Genomic DNA, 17,662 nt, shown 5'->3' on the forward strand with positions numbered 1-17,662 from the left:
AGCCCGGGGCCGATCAAGGCTCGCCAGTGTCGATCAGGGTGTCGGTTTCGAAATGAGGCGGACGACGCGCACGTGTGCGTTGCTCGTAGGCGTAGGCCATTTCGATCAGTTTCGGCTCGCTCCAGGCTGTGCCCATGAACAGCAGGCCGACCGGCAGGCCGTTGATCTGTCCCATCGGCACGCTCAGGCTGGGGTAACCCGCGACCGCTGCCACGCTGTAGCTCTCACCCGGGAAATCGTCGCCTTCGCGGCGGATGGGCCAGGCTGTGCCGGTGGTCGGTGCAACCAGCGCATCCAGCTGGTAGGCAGCCAGGACGGCGTCGATGCCTTCCGGCCCGGCCAGGCGCCGCGCATCGCTGCGCGCACGGATGTAGGCAGGGTCGGCCAGTCCGGCAGTGGCGTTGGCCTCCAGCAGCAGTTCCTGGCCGAACAGGCCCAGTTCCTGCGGCGCCTGGGCCTGGTTGAAGGCGATGAGTTCGCCAAGACTGCGCAGGGGCGCGCGGTAGGTCTTGAAGTAGCGCTCCAGCCCGGCCTTGAACTCATGCAGCAGCACGACCCGCTCGGCTTCGGCCCAGGCACCCGGGTCGGGCAGTTCCACCGGCACCACCACCGCGCCCGCACGGCGCATTTCGGCGGCGGCCTGATCGATCAGCGGTGCCATGCCACGGTATGTCAGCAGAGGGGTCTGCAGCAGGCCGATGCGTTTGCCGCGCAGGCCTTCGGGGTCCAGGCGCGCGGTGTAGTCGTAGACCGCGCGGCCGGGCATGGTGGCCGTGGCGGGGTCGGCATCGTCCCGGCCCGCGATCGCCGTCAGTACGGCCGCGGCGTCGGCGACGCTGCGCGTCATCGGCCCGGCGGTGTCCTGGCTGAAGGAGATCGGGATGATGCCTTCGCGGCTGACCAGGCCGACCGTCGGTTTCAGGCCGACGATGCCGTTGATCGCGGCCGGGCAGACGATGCTGCCGTCGGTCTCGGTGCCGATCGCCACACTGGCCAGATTGGCGGCCACCGCTACCGCGCTGCCGCTGCTGGAGCCACAGGGCGAATGGCTGAGACGGTACGGATTGCGGGTCTGGCCACCGCGCGCGCTCCAGCCCGACACCGAATCGTTGCCGCGGAAGTTGGCCCACTCGCTGAGATTGGTCTTGCCCAGCACGACCGCGCCGGCCTCGCGCAGGCGTCTTACCAGATAGGCATCGGCGGGGCGGAAACCCTGCAGCGCGAGCGATCCGGCGCTGGTGGTCATGGGCGCGGCGTTGATGTTGTCCTTCAGCAGGACCGGAATGCCATGCAGCGGCCCGCGCAGATGGCCGTCCCGGCGCTCGCGATCGCGTTCACCGGCTTCCCGCAGGGCATCCGGGTTGAGTTCGATGACGGCACGCAGGCGCGGCCCGGCGCGATCCAGCGCAGCGATGCGCTGCAGGTAGGCGTGGGTCAGCGTGGTGCTGTCCAGTTCGCCGGCCACCATGCGCGCCTGCAGGTCGGCCAGGTCGGTCTCGGCGTAGGGGAAGGGCACGTTGCGGCTCGCGGGTTCGGCGGCGTGGGCGCTGGTCGTGGCCGGGCTGCAGCCAACAATGAACAACGCGGGCAGCGCGATGAGCAGGCAGGTCAGCAGAGGCGGCAAGGACGGGCGCATGGGGCGGCTTGGTCGGCTCCAATGCCCAGTGTAGCTGCTGCTCAGTGGTGGCGCTTGCGCAGGTCGCGGGCCAGGACGTAGACCACGAGCAGGTTGATCGCCAGGATCGTCCAGGAGGGCCAGCCGGGGTGGCGGACGATGGCGAAGACATCGAAGGGCAGATACAGCGCGGCGGTCAGGCAGCCCAGCCAGGAGGCCCAGGCCCTGGCCCGCCAGAGGCCCCAGGCTTCCACCAGGTGCAGCAGACCGTAGCCGATCATCGCCGCCGCCGCCAGGTGCACGGCGTCGGGATTGATCATGTTCAGGAGGGAGGGCAGGGTGCCGTGATCCGGGTCCAGGCTGAAACGCCGGATCAGGGCATTGACCCCATCGCGGAGCGGCTGCGGACCGAGCACTTCAAGCCCGGTCGCAGCCAGCAACGCCAGCACCGCCTTGCTCGCTTCGAGCAGGGCGATGACGTGGAGGCCCGGATGCCGGTGTGGATCCGGGTTGTAGCCGCTCTGGCTCACGGTCCGGCTCAGCCGCCGCGCGAAGCCTTCTTGCGGTCGCTTTCGGTCAGGAACTTCTTGCGCAGCCGGATTTCCTTCGGAGTGATCTCGACCAGCTCGTCGTCCTCGATGAAGTCCAGCGCCTGTTCCAGCGAGTACTTGATCGCCGGGGTCAGCTGGATCGCATCGTCCTTGCCCGAAGCGCGCATGTTGGTCAGCGGCTTGGTCTTGATGGCGTTGACGGTCAGGTCGTTGTCCTTGGAGTGGATGCCGACCAGCTGGCCTTCATACACATTGTCGCCTTCAGCAGCGAACAGCTTGCCGCGTTCCTGCAGCGGGCCCAAGGAGTAGGCCGGAGTCACGCCTGGGGCGTTGGCGATCATGACGCCGTTGATGCGCTTGGCGATTGCGCCCTGTTCCTTCGGACCGTAATGGTCGAACACGTGGAACAGCAGGCCCGAACCCTGGGTCAGGGTCTTGAATTCGTTCTGGAAGCCGATCAGGCCACGGGCCGGGATCGAGTATTCCAGGCGCACGCGGCCCTTGCCGTCCGGTTCCATGTTCTTCAGCTGGCCCTTGCGGGTGCCCAGCTTTTCCATCACGCCGCCCTGGTGCACTTCTTCCACGTCCACCACCAGCTGTTCGATCGGCTCCATCTGCTGGCCGTCGATTTCCTTGATGATCACTTCCGGACGCGACACGGCCAGTTCGTAGCCTTCACGACGCATGTTCTCGATCAGCACCGACAGGTGCAGTTCGCCACGGCCGGAGACCAGGAACTTGTCGGCGTCCTCCAGCTGTTCGACCTTCAGCGCCACGTTGTGGACCTTTTCACGGTCCAGGCGGTCCTTGATCTGGCGGCTGGTCAGGAACTTGCCACCGGACAGGTCCTTGTTGCCCGCGAACGGCGAGTTGTTGACCTGGAAGGTCATCGAGATGGTCGGCTCGTCCACGGTCAGCGCCGGCAGCGCTTCGGGGGTGTCCGGGTGACAGAGGGTGTCGGAGATGGTCAGCTCCGGAATGCCCGAGATCGCCACGATGTCGCCGGCTTCAGCGGTGTCCTGCTCGATGCGCTCCAGGCCCAGGAAGCCCAGCACCTGCGCGACCTTGCCGTTGCGCTTCTTGCCTTCACGATCGATCACCGTGACCTGCATGTTCTTCTTCAGGGTGCCACGCTGGATGCGGCCGATGCCGATCACGCCCACGAAGTTGTTGTAGTCCAGCTGGCTGATGCGCATCTGGAAGGCACCTTCCGGATCCACTTCGGGCTTCGGCGCGTGCTTCATGATCGCTTCGTAGAGCGGGGTCATGTCGCCATCGCGGACGGTGTCTTCCAGGCCGGCATAGCCGTTCAGGGCCGACGCGTAGACGATCGGGAAGTCCAGCTGCTCGTTGGTCGCGCCGAGCTTGTCGAACAGATCGAACACCTGGTCGATCACCCAGTCCGGACGCGCGCCCGGACGGTCGATCTTGTTGACCACCACGATCGGCTTGAAGCCCATCGCGAAGGCCTTCTGGGTGACGAAGCGGGTCTGCGGCATCGGGCCGTCCATCGCGTCGACCAGGATCAGCACGGTGTCGACCATCGACAGCACGCGCTCGACCTCACCGCCGAAGTCGGCGTGGCCGGGGGTGTCGACGATGTTGATCCGGTTCTTGATGCCGGTCTTCTTGTCTTCCCAGGTGATGGCCGTGTTCTTGGCCAGGATGGTGATGCCGCGTTCCTTTTCCTGGTCGTTGCTGTCCATCACGCGCTCGGCGAGGACGGTACGCTCGGACAGGGTGCCGGACTGCTTCAGCAGCTGGTCGACCAGGGTGGTCTTGCCATGGTCGACGTGGGCGACGATGGCGATGTTGCGAAGATTTTCGATGGACATACGAAAGGGGGCCAGTCGGCGCCGGATTTGGAAAAAGAAGTCCAACATTATACGTCGAACTTGACGATTCGCGAAAAGCTGGATTCCGGCTCGCCCGGGAGCCCCATTCAGCTGGCCGTCGGGGCCCCGCCGGCGGCGACCCTCCAAAGCCTGAAGCGTCGCCCTGCGCCGATGGTCGAAGCCGCCGCCGCCACGAGCCGGGTGTAAACTAGGTGGCTAGACGCCTTTCCCTTTGCAACAAGGATCTTCATGTCCCTCATCGCCACTTTCGACACCACCCAGGGCCCGATCAAGGTCGAGCTGTTCGCTGACAAGGCGCCGCTGACCGTTGCCAACTTCGTGAACCTGGTCAAGCACGGCTTCTATGACGGCCTGATCTTCCACCGCGTGATCGCCGACTTCATGATCCAGGGCGGTTGCCCGCAGGGCCGTGGTACCGGTGGCCCGGGCTACAAGTTCGAAGACGAGAAGAACGGCGTGAAGCATGAGGTCGGCTCGCTGTCGATGGCCAACGCCGGCCCGAACACCAATGGCAGCCAGTTCTTCATCACCCACATCAAGACCGATTGGCTGGATGGCCGCCACACCGTGTTCGGCAAGGTTCTGGAAGGCCAGGCCATCGTCGATTCGGTCAAGCAGGGCGACGTGATCCATTCGATCACCCTGGAAGGCGACGTCGACGCCGCGCTGGCCGCACAGGCCGACCGCGTGGCCGAGTGGAACAAGATCCTCGCCGCCTGACCCCCTTCCGAGACGGCCACCCACGGGTGGCCGTTTCCCTGTTCTCCGCCGCCTGCCAGGCCCGCCGGGCCACGCCCGCGGCGTCCCATCAAACGCTTGCAAGCAAGAGGAAACCCCCATGAAAGCACCCGTTCGTGTTGCCGTGACCGGCGCCGCCGGCCAGATCGGTTATGCCCTGCTGTTCCGCATCGCCTCCGGCGAAATGCTGGGCAAGGACCAGCCGGTCATCCTGCAGCTGCTGGAGCTGCCGGTGGACAAGGCCCAGGCCGCCCTGAAGGGCGTGATGATGGAACTGGAAGACTGCGCCTTCCCGCTGCTGGCCGGCATGGTCGGCACCGACGACGCTGAAGTGGCGTTCAAGGATGCCGACATCGCCCTGCTGGTCGGCGCGCGTCCGCGCGGCCCGGGCATGGAGCGCAAGGACCTGCTGCTGGAAAACGCCAAGATCTTCACCGCGCAGGGCGCGGCGCTGAACAAGGTCGCCAGCCGTGACGTGAAGGTGCTGGTGGTCGGCAACCCGGCCAACACCAACGCCTACATCGCCATGAAGTCGGCACCGGACCTGAAGCCGGAGAACTTCACCGCCATGCTGCGCCTGGACCACAACCGTGCCCTGAGCCAGCTGTCGGCCAAGCTCGGCAAGCCGGTCGGTGGCATGGAAAAGCTGGTGGTGTGGGGCAACCACAGCCCGACCATGTACCCGGACTACCGTTTCGCCACCGCCGATGGTGCTTCGATCGCCGATGCGATCAACGACCAGGAGTGGAATGCCAACACCTTCATTCCGACCGTCGGCAAGCGCGGCGCGGCGATCATCGAAGCCCGTGGCTCGTCCTCGGCGGCTTCGGCGGCCAATGCCGCGATCGACCACGTGCGTGACTGGGTGCTGGGCAGCAACGGCAAGTGGGTCACCATGGGCGTGCCGTCCGATGGTTCCTACGGCATCCCGGAAGGCGTGATCTTCGGCTTCGCCGTGACCACCGAGAACGGCAAGTACACCCTGGTCAAGGATCTGCCGATCGACGACTTCAGCCAGAAGTACATCGACAAGACCCTGGCCGAGCTGGAAGAAGAACGCGCCGGCGTTGCCCACCTGCTGGGCTGATGCCGCGGGTGCCGGTCTGGCCGGCACGCAGCTGACAGAAACGGGGAAGCTTCGGCTTCCCCGTTTTCATATGGAGTTCCGCAGAACCGCATGATCCACCTGCATTACATCGATGACGCGCTGCTGGTGGTGGAAAAGCCCGCTGGCCTGCTGTCCGTGCCTGGCCGTAGCGCGGAGAACCAGGACTGCGTGGTGGCCCGCCTGCAGGTGCTGTACCCGGACGCGCTGACCGTGCATCGGCTGGACCAGGTCACCTCCGGTCTGCTGCTGCATGCACGGGGCAAGACGACGCAGGCCGCGTTGTCGATGCAGTTCGAGCAGCGCAGGGTGGGCAAGTGCTACGAAGCCGTCGTGCAGGGTGTGATCGAAGGTGATGCCGGTGAAGTGGATCTGCCGCTGATCGTGGACTGGCCGAACCGGCCGAAACAGAAGGTCGACCATGAACACGGCAAGCCGGCGCTGACGCGCTGGCGCGTGCTGGCCCGCGATGTTGAAGCGCAGCGCACGCGCGTGGCGCTGGAGCCGGTGACCGGGCGCAGCCATCAGTTGCGCCTGCACATGGCCAGCCTGGGTCATCCGATCGTCGGCGATGTGCTGTATGGCGCCGCACCGGCGCAGCGCGTGCATCTGCATGCGCGCAGCCTGCACTTCACCCACCCGGTGACGGGCGACGTGCTGGCGTTCGAGTCCGCCACTCCGTTCTAAGCAGGGCAAGGGGGGCGGCAGGGCTGCGCCCTGCACCTGCTACGAGCCAGGGCAACGTCAGATTCAACGTCAAAAGCGCGCTGTCCGTGGGGTGGCGGGGCGGTGTCGGAGTGCGGGGACGCCGCAAGTACGTCCCTGTAGGCTTGGCCGCGGCATCCATGCCGCGGACACCCCGCACTCCGACACCGCCCCACCTTCGGCAGAATGCCGCGATCTGATGGATTCACGCCACGTGTGGATGAAATCTGTCAGATATTGGAATAGATATTGGGTCGGATCGTTCCGACAGATCGCAGGAAACTGTCGAAGGCGGGGTGGGTCCGGTGGCGGGAGTGTCCGCGGCATGGATGCCGCGGCCAAGCCCCCATGAACGGGTTTACGGCGTCTCCCGCAACCGGACCCACCCCGCCATCCCTCAATAGTCCAGCTGTTGACGTTGCCTCTGCAGGTGCAGGGCGGCAGCCCTGCATGGAAAACCCACCCCCCTACCAAGGTAGGGCGGAACGCGCGGCAACGCGGCACTATGCTCGAACCCATGACTTCGTCTGGGAGGGCTGCGTCATGAACTACGAGGAAACCTACCGCCGCTCGATCGACGAGCCGGAGGCGTTCTGGGGCGAGGAAGCCAAGCGCATCCATTGGCACAAGCCGCCGCAACAGGTGCTCGACTACAGCAACCCGCCGTTCCGGCGCTGGTATGTGGGCGGCGAAACCAACCTCTGTTACAACGCGGTCGATCGCCATCTGGACACTCGGCCCGACCAGCTCGCGCTGGTGGCCATTTCCACCGAAACCAACAGCACCCGCGAGATCACCTACCGCCAGCTGTACCGTGAAGTGAACGACTTCGCTGCTGTGCTCCTGCGCCTGGGCGTCGGCCATGGCGACCGCGTGGTCATCTACATGCCGAACATGGCCGAAGCCGTGTTCGCGATGCTGGCCTGCGCGCGCATCGGGGCCGTGCACTCGGTGGTGTTCGGTGGTTTCGCCGCGCACAACCTTGCCCTGCGCATCGACGATGCCAGACCCAAGCTGCTGATCGCGGCCGATGCCGGCATGCGCGGAGGCAAGCTCATTCCCTACAAGCCGATGGTGGACGCCGCCTGTGCGGAAGCCGGGCATCCACCGCCGCACGTGCTGATCGTTTCGCGCGGGCTGGATCCGGCCGAGCCGCGCATCGAGGGCCGCGACGTCGAGTACGCGACGCTGCGCGCGGAAGTCGGTGCCGTCGATGTTCCGGTGCAGTGGCTGGAAGCGAGCGAGCCGAGCTATCTGCTGTATACCTCCGGCACCACCGGCAAGCCCAAGGGCGTGCAGCGTGATGTGGGCGGATACGCGGTGGCGATGGCACAGTCGATGGAGACCGTCTTCGACTGCAAGCCGGGGCAGGTGATGTTCTCCACCTCCGATGTCGGCTGGGCCGTAGGACATTCCTACAACGTGTATGGACCGCTGATCGGCGGTTGCACATCGCTGTTGTACGAAGGCCTGCCGACCCATCCGGATCCGGGCATCTGGTGGGCCCTGTGCGAGCAGTACAACGTGCGCACGATGTTCTCCTCTCCCACCGCGATCCGCGTGCTGAAGAAGCACGACGCGGATTTCATCCATCGCCACGACCTGCGCGCGTTGAAGTACCTGTTCCTGGCCGGCGAACCGCTGGATGAGCCGACCGCGCACTGGATCAATGAAGCGCTGGGCAAACCGATCATCGACAACTACTGGCAGACTGAAACCGGCTGGCCGGCCTTGACCCTGTTGCCGGGCCTGGAGATGAAGCCGGTGCGCTTTGGTTCGCCGGGCTTCCCCAACCTCGGTTACCGCATGAAGGTGATCGACGAGAACACCGGCGAAGAAGTCGCACCCGGGCAGAAGGGAGTCCTGGTGGTCACCCCGCCATTGCCGCCGGGCTGCATGAGCACGGTGTGGAACGACGACAGCCGCTTCCTGCAGAGCTACTTCAGCCATTTCAAGGAGCTGCTGTACAGCTCGCTGGACTGGGCGATCCGCGACGATGACGGCTACACCTTCATCCTCGGCCGTACCGACGATGTCATCAACGTCGCCGGGCATCGCCTGGGGACACGTGAGATCGAGGAAGCCATCTCCAGCCACCCGCGTGTGGCCGAGGCCGCGGTGATCGGCGTGAAGGATGAACTGAAGGGACAGGTGCCGCTGGTCTTCGTCACCCTCAAGCAGGGGCTGGGGGGCGAAGACCCTGCACCGGTGGTGGCGGAGATGATGGCAACGGTGACCACGTCGCTGGGGGCGGTTGCACGGCCGGCGCACGTGCACGTGGTCAACGCATTGCCGAAGACGCGCTCGGGCAAACTGCTGCGGCGCTCGCTGCAGGCGCTGGCCGAGCAGCGCGATCCCGGCGATCTGTCGACCCTCGATGACCCGGCCGCCCTGGAGGAAATCCGCCGCGCGCTGGGACGCTAGACCGGTCCTGTATTGCCGGGGCCGCGTGCAGCGGGCCGAGGCAAGGGATGCAGCGGTGCTGCACCGCAGCGTTCACCGTACCAGCGGTGCGTTAAGCTCGATGCCGGGGAGCGCGTCCGTCAGGGCGCGCAGGCATGCGCATCATGGAACGGGGGAGCTATGGCACTGCTGCACGCCAAGACGGCCGCTGGCCGCCAGGAAATCGAGGATCGTGCGCGGCGCCTGCCGGCCGCGCTGCGCTCGATCCTGCTGATGGTCGATGGTCGCCGCGATGACACCGAACTGCGCAGCCTGCTCGAAGGACTGCGGGCGCCACCCGATGCGCTGGAACAGCTGGCCGCGATGGAGCTGATCGAAGTGGTGGGGGGCAGCGCCGATGCGGTGCCGGTCGCTGGCCTCAGCAATGGCCGCGAACAGGACCCGGCGCTGTATCAGCAGCTGTACGAGGCGATGAGCGAAGCCGTGCGGCGCCACCTCGGGCTGAAGGGCTACTTCATGCAGTTGAAGATCGAGCGCTGCACCGATGCCTCGGCCCTGGAGCGCCTGTGCCCGGAACTGCTGGCGGCGGTAGGCAAGGCACGCAGCCCGGCACTGGCACAGCGCTGGTGGCAGGAAACGCAGGCATCGCTGGCAGCCGGCGATCGCGGAGTCGTGCAGGCCTGACGCAGCGCGTAGAGTGGATGGTTTCATTCCCATCAGGAGCCTCTCGTGCAGGACGACCACGACGACACCGACACCCCGGGCTGGGACGCGATCAATGCGGCGTTGGCGCCGCTGTACGCGGGCCAGGAGCCCCTGCATTTCGGAACGGCGTTGCCGTACACGCTGGGCGGCCAGGATCCCCTCGATGGCATCAGTGTCTACCGGGCGGAGGCGCCGGTACCGCACTGGCACTACATCACCTATGGCCTGTCCGAGCTGTACGCCAAGGAGAGCAGTGACGCCGAAGCAAGCGGCTACGGATTCGAGCTGACCTTCCGTCTGGCAGCAGGCGAGAGCGTGCACGCCGAACAGGCACCGCCGACATGGCCGATGAACCTGCTGCAGAACCTGGCGCGCTACGTGTTCGGCAGCGGCAACGTGTTCGAGGATGGCCACCACCTTGACGCGAACGGCCCGATTGCCCTCGAGTCCGACACCCGCCTGCGCCATCTGGCTTTCATCGCCGACCCGCAGTTGCCGGCGCGCGAGACCGCCAACGGCCGCCTGCAGTTCCTGCAGCTGGTCGGGCTGACGGATGGGGAAATGGCTGCAGTGAAACGCTGGTCGACCCGCGGGGTGCTGCACGTGCTGGAGCCGGCGATGCCCCTGTGGATCACCGATCTGCATCGGGGCGACTTGCTGGATGATCCGGCACTGGCGGCGCAGGTGCAGGCGGGCAGTGCGCGGGAGGGTTCCAGCACCGGCATGTTGTTCATTGAAACGCTGGACTGGCGACAGGTCTCGGGCGTGACCACGCTGGTGCTCGGCGCCGGCCAGGTGCCGAGCGTGCGTGAGCTGCTGCCGCTGCGCCTGCACCATGGCGCATCACTGGTGCTGGTCAGCCGTGAGCGCCAATGGGAGTTCACCCCGGCTGCGGGCGGCGGCGCCAACGACGTCGATGCCGACAGCGCGCGCTGGGCATTGGATGCACAGGGGGTCCAGGCGTGGCAGGACGTGCGTGCCGAGCGCGGGATCTACCCGCTGGGCGGCCAGTTGCAGGTCGAGGTGGTGCCGACGTTGCTGCGTGACGCCAAGGGTGCCGTGATCCGCCAGATCGGTTGAATGGTGGACACGGGGCGCCGGCGATGCCCGGCGCGGGGCCGGGACGCCGGATCGGAGCCGCCTGCGCTGCCGGCGGCTCCGTGTGCGGTCAGGCCAGGCCTTCGGCCTTCAGTGCGGCCTGCACGCCGGCATCGGCGTCCATGCGCGCCTTGTAGGCGGCCAGATGATCCAGCCCCGCCAGGTCGACCTTGGCGCCGGCTGCCCAGCGCAGGGTGATGTAGAAGTACGGATCGGCGAAGCTGCGGAATCCGGCCAGCCACGGCTTGTCCGCCAGCTGCCGGTCGGCCGTCTCGAACAGGCCACGCAGGCGCTTGCGGGCGGCCGCGCGGATCGCGTCGTACTGGCTCTCATCGCCGATGAACTTGCCCGGTGCGAACAGCGGCGAGAACGCCGGGTGCACATCGGAGTTGACGAAGGCCAGCCAGCGGGTGGCCTCGGCACGCTGGCGCGGGCTGCCGTCGCCGGCCAGGCCGGCCTGCGGGAAGCGGTCGGCGATGTAGCCCATGATGGCCGCGTTCTGCAGCAGGATGAAGTCGCCATCGACCAGCGCCGGAACCGAGCCGGCCGGGTTGATCTTGAGGAATTCCGGCCCCTTCAGGGTGTCCTTGTCGAGCAGTTCGACCTCGAACGGCTGGCCGGTCCACTGCAGGGCGATGTGGTCGGCGGTGGAGCAGGCACCGGGCTTGCTGTACAGCTTCATGGGAACTCCAGGCGGGGTGTGCGGGAATCGCCCACTATCCCAGAGCCTGCCGGCGCGCGGCAACGCTGCCGCCGGCAACAGTTTGTTACGACTGCCGGGGCTTGAGGTTCTGCACCTTATAGAAGGTGTGATCACCGATGGTGGCCACCTGGTAGGCATTGCGCCAGTTCGGGCTGGCGATGGCCAGGGCGGCGAAATGGCTGGCACCGGGAACGATCTCGCGGCGCTCGCCGGCCGGCAGCGCCCAGTTGCGCTCCGCATCGAAGGCCACGCTCATGGCCTCGCTCCAGGCCGCGTCGTTGCCCAGCTGGGTGCCGGGGGAGACGATGGTCGGGGCGAACTGCTTGCGTGCGGTCACCACCTGGCACATCGAGTCGCCCCACAGGCCGCTGTCGAGGCGGCGCAGTGCCACCTCGGCCACGGCCTGCTGGCCGCGCAGGGTCTGGTCGCGGGCTTCCAGGTATACGGTGGTGCTCAAACACAATGAATCAGCCGCCGGCTGGGGCAGCAACTGCGACAGCCAGAGAATCCAGGCCAGTTTCATATAACTCCTTGCTCCGTATGGGCCGCACCACGGGGTTCCGGCCGAAGAGAGGGCAGGAGGCGGGGTACGACTTGGCGTCATGGGGAGGCGGCCATCGGGGCCGCCCCGTGGGCGGCCCGGGAAAAGAGGATCGATGAACGATCCGGGAGGGCCGCACCGGCTCACCGGAAACTGGGTGGTGAGCGGAAAGTTGGCGCAAGGTAGGGGGGGCTGGCCGAACGCATCATGAATCGCCCGGCTTGACATTCAGCTTTGAGGTGGGTGACGGAAATCACAGTCCCGCCGCCCATTCAGGTCTGGATCAAAGGGCGGCCGCCACCCGGCTCCCCTGATCGATGGCGCGTTTGGCGTCCAGTTCGGCGGCCACATCGGCACCGCCGATCAGCTGTGCGCTGATGCCCGCCGCCTGCAGTTCGGCCTGCAGCGCGCGGTTCGGTTCCTGCCCCGCGCAGATCACCACATGATCCACCGGCAGCAGCTGTTCGCTGCCCTCCACGCGGATGCGCAGCCCCTGGTCGTCCACGCCGAGATACTCGACGCCGCCCAGCATCCGCACGCCCTTGGCCTTCAGCGTGGCGCGATGGATCCAACCGGTGGTCTTGCCCAGGCGCGCACCCGGCTTGCCGGGGCTGCGCTGCAGCAGCCACAGCCGGCGTGGCGAAGCGTCCACCTGCGGGCGGGCCAGCGAGCCGCGGGCCTCGAAGGTGGCGTCCACCCCCCATTCGGCCATCCAGCGCTGCGGGTCCAGCGACGGCGATGGGCCCTCGTGGCTGAGGAATTCCCCGACATCGAAGCCGATGCCGCCGGCACCGATGATGGCCGCGCTGGCGCCCACCTCGACCCGGCCCTGCAGTACGTCCAGGTAGCTGACGACCTTGGCGTGGTCCGCGCCGGGGAAGTCGACCCGGCGCGGCGTGATGCCGGTCGCCAGCACGACCTCGTCGAAGCCGGCCAGGCAGGTCGCGTCTGCCCGGGTACCCAGGCGCAGCTGCACGCCCGTGTCCTGCAGCTTGTGGCGGAAATAGCGCAGCGTCTCGTGGAACTCTTCCTTGCCCGGGATGCGCTTGGCCACATTGAACTGGCCGCCGATCTCGTCGCTGGCGTCGAACAGGGTGACCTGGTGACCGCGCTCGGCGGCCACCGTGGCACAGGCCAAGCCGGCCGGGCCCGCGCCCACCACCGCCACCCGCTTCGGTGTGGACGTCGGGCGGTAGACCAGTTCGGTTTCGTGCGCGGCCCGCGGATTGACCAGGCAACTGGCCAGCTTGTTCTCGAAGACGTGGTCCAGGCATGCCTGGTTGCAGGCGATGCACGTGTTGATCGTGTCGGCCCGGCCGGCGCGCGCCTTGTTCGGCCATTGCGGGTCGGCCAGCAGCGGACGCGCCAGCGACACCATGTCCGCACCGCCGTCGGCGAGAATGCGCTCGGCAACCTCGGGCATGTTGATGCGGTTGGTCGCTACCAGCGGCACCGTCACATGCGGTTTCAGCTTGGCGGTGACCCCGGCGAAGGCGGCGCGGGGCACCGAGGTGGCGATGGTGGGAATGCGCGCCTCGTGCCAGCCGATGCCGGAATTGATGATCGTCGCGCCCGCGGCCTCGATGGCCTGCGCCTGCTGCACGATTTCCTCCCAGTTGCTGCCGTCCTCAACCAGATCCACCAGTGACAGCCGGTAGATGATGATGAAATCCGGGCCGCAGGCTTCGCGGATGCGGCGCACGATCTCCACTGCGAAGCGCATGCGCTGGGAGGCATCACCGCCCCAGCGGTCCGTGCGCGTGTTGGTGCGCGGGGCGATGAACTCGTTGATGAGGTATCCCTCCGAGCCCATCACTTCGACACCGTCGTAGCCGGCTTCGCGTGCCAGCCTGGCGCTGCGTGCGTAATCGGCGATGTGCCGTTCGACGCCGCTGGCCGACAGCGCGCGCGGGGTGAACGGATTGATCGGCGCCTTGTGCTTCGAGGGCGCCACCGACAGGGGGTGGTAGGCATAGCGGCCGGCGTGCAGCAGCTGCAGACAGATCTTCGCGCCATGCTGGTGGGCGGCGGCCGTCAGCTGCCGGTGCGGACGCACTTCCCAGGGCCAGGACAGCTTGCCGCCGAAGGGTTTGAGCCAGCCGACCACGTTGGGGGCGAAGCCGCCGGTGACGATCAGGCCGACGCCGCCTTCGGCGCGCTCGGCGAAGTAGGCGGCCAGGCGCGGGAAATCGCGTGCGCGATCTTCCAGCCCGGTGTGCATCGAACCCATCAGCACCCGGTTGCGCAGCTGGGTGAAGCCCAGATCGAGCGGGGCGAACAGGTGGGGATAGGCGCTTTCGTTGGCTGGCGACATGGTCGATACGCTTGCGTACGGAAGCGCGAAGCGTGCCGCGAAACGGCGGTCGGGGCAAGGGGCGGGCGAATCGGTAGCGCCGGGCCATGCCCGGCGATGCGGCTACCCGTGGCCGCGCTGCGCGCTCGCCGGGCGTGGCCCGGCGCCACCCGCCGGCAGGGGCCGGCCGATGCCGAACCAGCCCAGCGTCACCCCGCACAGCGGGCCGATCAGCAGCGCAAAGGCCAGGGTGCCGACGCCCACGTTGCCTCCCAGCCACCAGCCCAGCAGCAGGACGCTGCCTTCGATCAGGCTGCGCACCTTCCAGATCGGCCAGCCGGTGCGGGCATGCAGGCCGGTCATCAGCCCGTCGCGCGGGCCGGGGCCGAGCCGCGCGCCGATGTACAGGCCGGTGGCCAGTGCCACCAGCAGCATGCCGGCACCGAACATCGCCACCTGCCAGACCAGGCCGACAGCCGGCGGCAACAGCCACAGGCCGAACTGCGCGGACGGACCGATCAGCAGCACGTTGAGCACGGTGCCGACACCCGGCTTCTGCCGCAGGGGCCACCACAGCAGCAGGACCAGCGCGCCGATCACGTTCGTGGCCAGGCCGAAGGACAGCGGGGTCTGCGCCGCGATGCCCTGCGACAGCACGTCCCAGGGCGCGACACCGATCGCGGCACGGATCATCAGCGAGGCGCCGAAGCCATACAGGAACAGGCCGACGATCAATTGCAGCAGGCGCAGGGGCAGGGCAGTGGGCATGGGAGCGCTCGGGGGGGGGGGAATCTGTCTCCACCGTAATCCCGAATCGCCAGCTTCCATAGATACAGATCCCGGTGAATCCCGCGCCACAGCGCGCGCGTCAGTCGTCCCAGCCTGCCAGTGCCAGCTTGCCGAGCGTGCGGCCGCTGGCCAGCCGCTCGTGCGCCGCCTGCAGGTTGGCGGCATTGATCGTGCCGAGTGTCTCGCTGAGCGTGCCACGCAGCTGGCCTGCATCGATCATGCTCGCGGCGCGGCTCAGGATGCGGTGCTGCTCGATGCGGTCGGCGGTACCGAAGCGCGATCGCGCGAACATGAATTCCCAGTGGATGCCGATGCATTTGGCCTTGTACGGGTCGCCGATGCGCAGCGCGCCGCGGGGTTCGACGATCAGCCCGACATGCCCCTGCGGCGCCAGCAGCTGGCCCAGTTCATCCCAGTAGTGATCGGTGTCGGCCAGGTTGAGCGCGATCTGCACGGCGCTGATGCCCAGTGCCTGCAGCTGCGGCTGCAATGGCTGGCGATGGTCGATCACGTGATGCGCGCCCATCTGCCGGCACCAGTCGGCCGACTGCTCGCGGGAGGCGGTGGCAATGACCGTGAAGCCGGCATGGCGGGCCAGTTGGATGGCCATCGAACCGACGCCGCCGGCGCCGCCGATCACCAGCAGGTGCTGGCCGGCGTGGCGGTGGTCGTCCAGATGCAGCGGCATGCGCTCGAACAGCAGCTCCCATGCGGTCAGCGTGGTCAGCGGCAGCGCCGCTGCCTCGGCAAAATCCAGCGTGGTGGGCTTGCGTGCGACCAGCCGCTCATCCACCAGCTGATACTGGGCATTGCAGCCGGGGCGGGTGACATCGCCGGCGTAGTAGACCTCGTCGCCGGAGGCGAACAGGCAGGCGTCCTCGCCGATGGCCTCGACCACGCCCGCCGCATCCCAGCCGAGCACCCGCGGCGTGTCCAGCGTGGCCGGATCGGTGGCGGCACGCTGCTTGCCGTCGACCGGATTGATCGAAACCGCCTGCACGCGGACCAGCAGATCGCGGCCGGCTGGCGGCAGCGGCGGCGGCAGCCGGAGATCCTGCAGGGCGGGGGCGGATTCACGACTCAGGGCGACGGCTTTCATCTCGGCTCCGGCTCGGTTTCCCGTTTCATCATAAGGTTCCTCACGTTTCCGGGGGCGCGCTGAATCTCCTTCGCCGCGCGTTCGACAGAATGTCGCCTCCGTTGCCTAAACACCGTCAAACCCTTATGGGGTGAGGGTCTTGCGGATTTTCATCATCCTGTATAGGGTTTCAACGTCGGACCGGTGGCCGGTCGGGCGCAACACTTCACATGTTACGGGACTGTTAACATGGCCTTCACCCGCCTGAGCATAATGTTCGCGGCGGTGGCGTGCTGAATCGGCTGTCTGAACATCGACGCAGTAGTGCTGGCCCATGCCTCTACCGGTTTCATACCCCCGAAATAGGAGCTGTACTCAATGAACAAGAAGATCCTTACTGCCGCGCTGCTGGGTGGTCTGGCTTTCGCCCAGGCTGCTTCTGCGCAGGAGTTCGATGACCGCTGGTACCTGACCGGTTCGGCCGGCTTCAACTTCCAGGACAGCGACCGTCTGACCAACGACGCTCCGTTCGTGACCCTGGGCCTGGGTAAGTTCATCAGCCCGAACTGGTCGCTGGACGGTGAGCTGAACTACCAGAACCCGAACTTCGACAGCAATCAGGACCTGAACTGGTCGCAGTACGGCATCTCGCTGGACCTGCGTCGCCACTTCATCAAGGAAGGCCGCGGCTGGAACCCGTACATCGTCGGTGGCCTGGGCTACCAGAAGTCGGAAGAAGAGTACCCGGCCAACAGCCTGAATGGTCCGCGTGAGCGCAAGGACGGCAACGTTGCCGCCAAGCTCGGCGTCGGCCTGCAGACCACCTTCGACAAGCGCGTTGCTGTCCGCGCCGAAGTGGCCTACCGCGCTGACTTCGACGACAAGAGCTACCACGCTGCCAGCGAAGACTGGTTCGGCGACGTGCTGGCTTCGGTCGGCGTCGTGATCCCGCTGGGCCCGGCTCCGGTCGCGGCTGCTCCGGCTCCGGCTCCGGTTGCCCCGAGCTGCGCCGACCTGGATGACGACGGTGACGGCGTCAACAACTGCGACGACAAGTGCCCGAACTCGCAGCCGGGTCAGACCATCGGTCCGGACGGTTGCCCGGTGCCGGTCTCGATCGACCTGAAGGGCGTGAACTTCGACTTCGACAAGTCGAACCTGCGTCCGGACGCCGTGGCCATCCTGAGCGAAGCCACCGAGATCCTGAAGCGTTACCCGGATCTGCGCGTTGAAGTCGCCGGTCACACCGACTCGAAGGGTACCGACGCTTACAACCAGAAGCTGTCGGAGCGCCGCGCCACCGCGGTGTACAACTACCTGACCAAGAACGGCGTGGACGCTTCGCGTCTGGTCGGCCCGATCGGCTACGGCGAGAGCCGTCCGATTGCTCCGAACACCAACCCGGATGGTTCGGACAATCCGGAAGGTCGTGCCAAGAACCGTCGTACCGAGCTGAACGTCCAGAACTAAGTTCTGACGTTT

Annotated in this window: 15 protein-coding genes; 7 read left to right on the forward strand and 8 right to left on the reverse strand. The window is 66.9% G+C overall.

Features of this window, described 5'->3' with window-relative positions:
- Positions 1 to 13 precede the first annotated feature (13 nt).
- Genes N8888_RS03665 through typA form a run of 3 tightly spaced genes read right to left on the reverse strand, consistent with a single transcriptional unit; the run spans position 14 to position 4,001 of the window.
- The gene (locus tag N8888_RS03665; protein WP_197601236.1) at positions 14 to 1,636 is read right to left on the reverse strand and encodes an amidase; all 1,623 of its coding nucleotides are present in this window, start codon (positions 1,634 to 1,636) and stop codon (positions 14 to 16) included.
- A 41-nt stretch (positions 1,637 to 1,677) separates the two neighbouring features.
- Positions 1,678 to 2,145, reverse strand: coding sequence for a DUF2127 domain-containing protein (locus N8888_RS03670; protein ID WP_065176006.1), 468 nt, complete (start codon positions 2,143 to 2,145; stop codon positions 1,678 to 1,680).
- 8 nt (positions 2,146 to 2,153) lie between these two features.
- The gene (gene typA, locus N8888_RS03675) at positions 2,154 to 4,001 is read right to left on the reverse strand and encodes a translational GTPase TypA (protein WP_053520332.1); all 1,848 of its coding nucleotides are present in this window, start codon (positions 3,999 to 4,001) and stop codon (positions 2,154 to 2,156) included.
- A 249-nt stretch (positions 4,002 to 4,250) separates the two neighbouring features.
- Here typA and N8888_RS03680 point away from each other — a divergent pair, with 249 nt between their 5' ends.
- From N8888_RS03680 to N8888_RS03705, 6 genes are all read left to right on the forward strand, one after another.
- The gene (locus N8888_RS03680; protein WP_053520333.1) at positions 4,251 to 4,742 is read left to right on the forward strand and encodes a peptidylprolyl isomerase; all 492 of its coding nucleotides are present in this window, start codon (positions 4,251 to 4,253) and stop codon (positions 4,740 to 4,742) included.
- A 118-nt stretch (positions 4,743 to 4,860) separates the two neighbouring features.
- Positions 4,861 to 5,847 carry a malate dehydrogenase gene (locus tag N8888_RS03685; protein WP_005415428.1) on the forward strand — a complete coding sequence of 329 codons (987 nt, stop codon included), beginning with the start codon at positions 4,861 to 4,863 and terminating at the stop codon, positions 5,845 to 5,847.
- A 90-nt stretch (positions 5,848 to 5,937) separates the two neighbouring features.
- Positions 5,938 to 6,552 (forward strand): RluA family pseudouridine synthase, encoded by a 615-nt coding sequence (locus N8888_RS03690; protein WP_053520334.1) that lies wholly within the window; start codon positions 5,938 to 5,940, stop codon positions 6,550 to 6,552.
- Positions 6,553 to 7,113: 561 nt separating this feature from the next.
- Positions 7,114 to 8,994, forward strand: coding sequence for a propionate--CoA ligase (gene prpE / locus N8888_RS03695; protein ID WP_180875745.1), 1,881 nt, complete (start codon positions 7,114 to 7,116; stop codon positions 8,992 to 8,994).
- Positions 8,995 to 9,153: 159 nt separating this feature from the next.
- Positions 9,154 to 9,657 carry a hypothetical protein gene (locus N8888_RS03700; protein ID WP_053520034.1) on the forward strand — a complete coding sequence of 168 codons (504 nt, stop codon included), beginning with the start codon at positions 9,154 to 9,156 and terminating at the stop codon, positions 9,655 to 9,657.
- Between the two features lie 45 nt (positions 9,658 to 9,702).
- Positions 9,703 to 10,758, forward strand: coding sequence for a suppressor of fused domain protein (locus N8888_RS03705; protein WP_065182873.1), 1,056 nt, complete (start codon positions 9,703 to 9,705; stop codon positions 10,756 to 10,758).
- An 88-nt stretch (positions 10,759 to 10,846) separates the two neighbouring features.
- Here the strand turns inward: N8888_RS03705 and N8888_RS03710 are convergent, their stop codons facing one another.
- The 5 genes from N8888_RS03710 to N8888_RS03730 form a co-directional block, all read right to left on the reverse strand.
- Positions 10,847 to 11,458 (reverse strand): glutathione S-transferase N-terminal domain-containing protein, encoded by a 612-nt coding sequence (locus N8888_RS03710; RefSeq protein WP_065182874.1) that lies wholly within the window; start codon positions 11,456 to 11,458, stop codon positions 10,847 to 10,849.
- An 85-nt stretch (positions 11,459 to 11,543) separates the two neighbouring features.
- Complete coding sequence (locus tag N8888_RS03715) at positions 11,544 to 12,002, reverse strand: cell wall hydrolase (protein WP_053520031.1); 459 nt, start codon at positions 12,000 to 12,002, stop codon at positions 11,544 to 11,546.
- 301 nt (positions 12,003 to 12,303) lie between these two features.
- Positions 12,304 to 14,334, reverse strand: coding sequence for an NADPH-dependent 2,4-dienoyl-CoA reductase (locus N8888_RS03720; protein ID WP_263177680.1), 2,031 nt, complete (start codon positions 14,332 to 14,334; stop codon positions 12,304 to 12,306).
- A gap of 102 nt (positions 14,335 to 14,436) precedes the next feature.
- Complete coding sequence (locus N8888_RS03725) at positions 14,437 to 15,081, reverse strand: membrane protein YczE (protein ID WP_263177681.1); 645 nt, start codon at positions 15,079 to 15,081, stop codon at positions 14,437 to 14,439.
- A gap of 100 nt (positions 15,082 to 15,181) precedes the next feature.
- Positions 15,182 to 16,201, reverse strand: coding sequence for a zinc-binding alcohol dehydrogenase family protein (locus N8888_RS03730; protein ID WP_263177682.1), 1,020 nt, complete (start codon positions 16,199 to 16,201; stop codon positions 15,182 to 15,184).
- 357 nt (positions 16,202 to 16,558) lie between these two features.
- On the opposite strand from N8888_RS03730, the gene N8888_RS03735 reads away from it, so the two are divergent.
- Entirely contained in the window at positions 16,559 to 17,650 is a 1,092-nt protein-coding gene (locus tag N8888_RS03735) for an OmpA family protein (RefSeq protein WP_164153140.1), read from the forward strand.
- Positions 17,651 to 17,662 lie beyond the last annotated feature (12 nt).

Origin of the sequence: Stenotrophomonas maltophilia (assembly GCF_025642255.1) — a bacterium.
GTDB lineage: Bacteria > Pseudomonadota > Gammaproteobacteria > Xanthomonadales > Xanthomonadaceae > Stenotrophomonas > Stenotrophomonas maltophilia_P.

Excerpts from the sequence above, each read along its gene's own strand:
- N8888_RS03665 (WP_197601236.1), bottom strand. The coding sequence starts at position 1,636 with ATGCGCCCGTCCTTGCCGCCTCTGCTGACCTGCCTGCTCATCGCGCTG.
- typA (WP_053520332.1), bottom strand. The coding sequence starts at position 4,001 with ATGTCCATCGAAAATCTTCGCAACATCGCCATCGTCGCCCACGTCGAC.
- N8888_RS03680 (WP_053520333.1), top strand. The coding sequence starts at position 4,251 with ATGTCCCTCATCGCCACTTTCGACACCACCCAGGGCCCGATCAAGGTC.
- N8888_RS03685 (WP_005415428.1), top strand. The coding sequence starts at position 4,861 with ATGAAAGCACCCGTTCGTGTTGCCGTGACCGGCGCCGCCGGCCAGATC.
- N8888_RS03690 (WP_053520334.1), top strand. The coding sequence starts at position 5,938 with ATGATCCACCTGCATTACATCGATGACGCGCTGCTGGTGGTGGAAAAG.
- prpE (WP_180875745.1), top strand. The coding sequence starts at position 7,114 with ATGAACTACGAGGAAACCTACCGCCGCTCGATCGACGAGCCGGAGGCG.
- N8888_RS03700 (WP_053520034.1), top strand. The coding sequence starts at position 9,154 with ATGGCACTGCTGCACGCCAAGACGGCCGCTGGCCGCCAGGAAATCGAG.
- N8888_RS03710 (WP_065182874.1), bottom strand. The coding sequence starts at position 11,458 with ATGAAGCTGTACAGCAAGCCCGGTGCCTGCTCCACCGCCGACCACATC.
- N8888_RS03715 (WP_053520031.1), bottom strand. The coding sequence starts at position 12,002 with ATGAAACTGGCCTGGATTCTCTGGCTGTCGCAGTTGCTGCCCCAGCCG.
- N8888_RS03720 (WP_263177680.1), bottom strand. The coding sequence starts at position 14,334 with ATGTCGCCAGCCAACGAAAGCGCCTATCCCCACCTGTTCGCCCCGCTC.
- N8888_RS03725 (WP_263177681.1), bottom strand. The coding sequence starts at position 15,081 with ATGCCCACTGCCCTGCCCCTGCGCCTGCTGCAATTGATCGTCGGCCTG.
- N8888_RS03730 (WP_263177682.1), bottom strand. The coding sequence starts at position 16,201 with ATGAAAGCCGTCGCCCTGAGTCGTGAATCCGCCCCCGCCCTGCAGGAT.
- N8888_RS03735 (WP_164153140.1), top strand. The coding sequence starts at position 16,559 with ATGAACAAGAAGATCCTTACTGCCGCGCTGCTGGGTGGTCTGGCTTTC.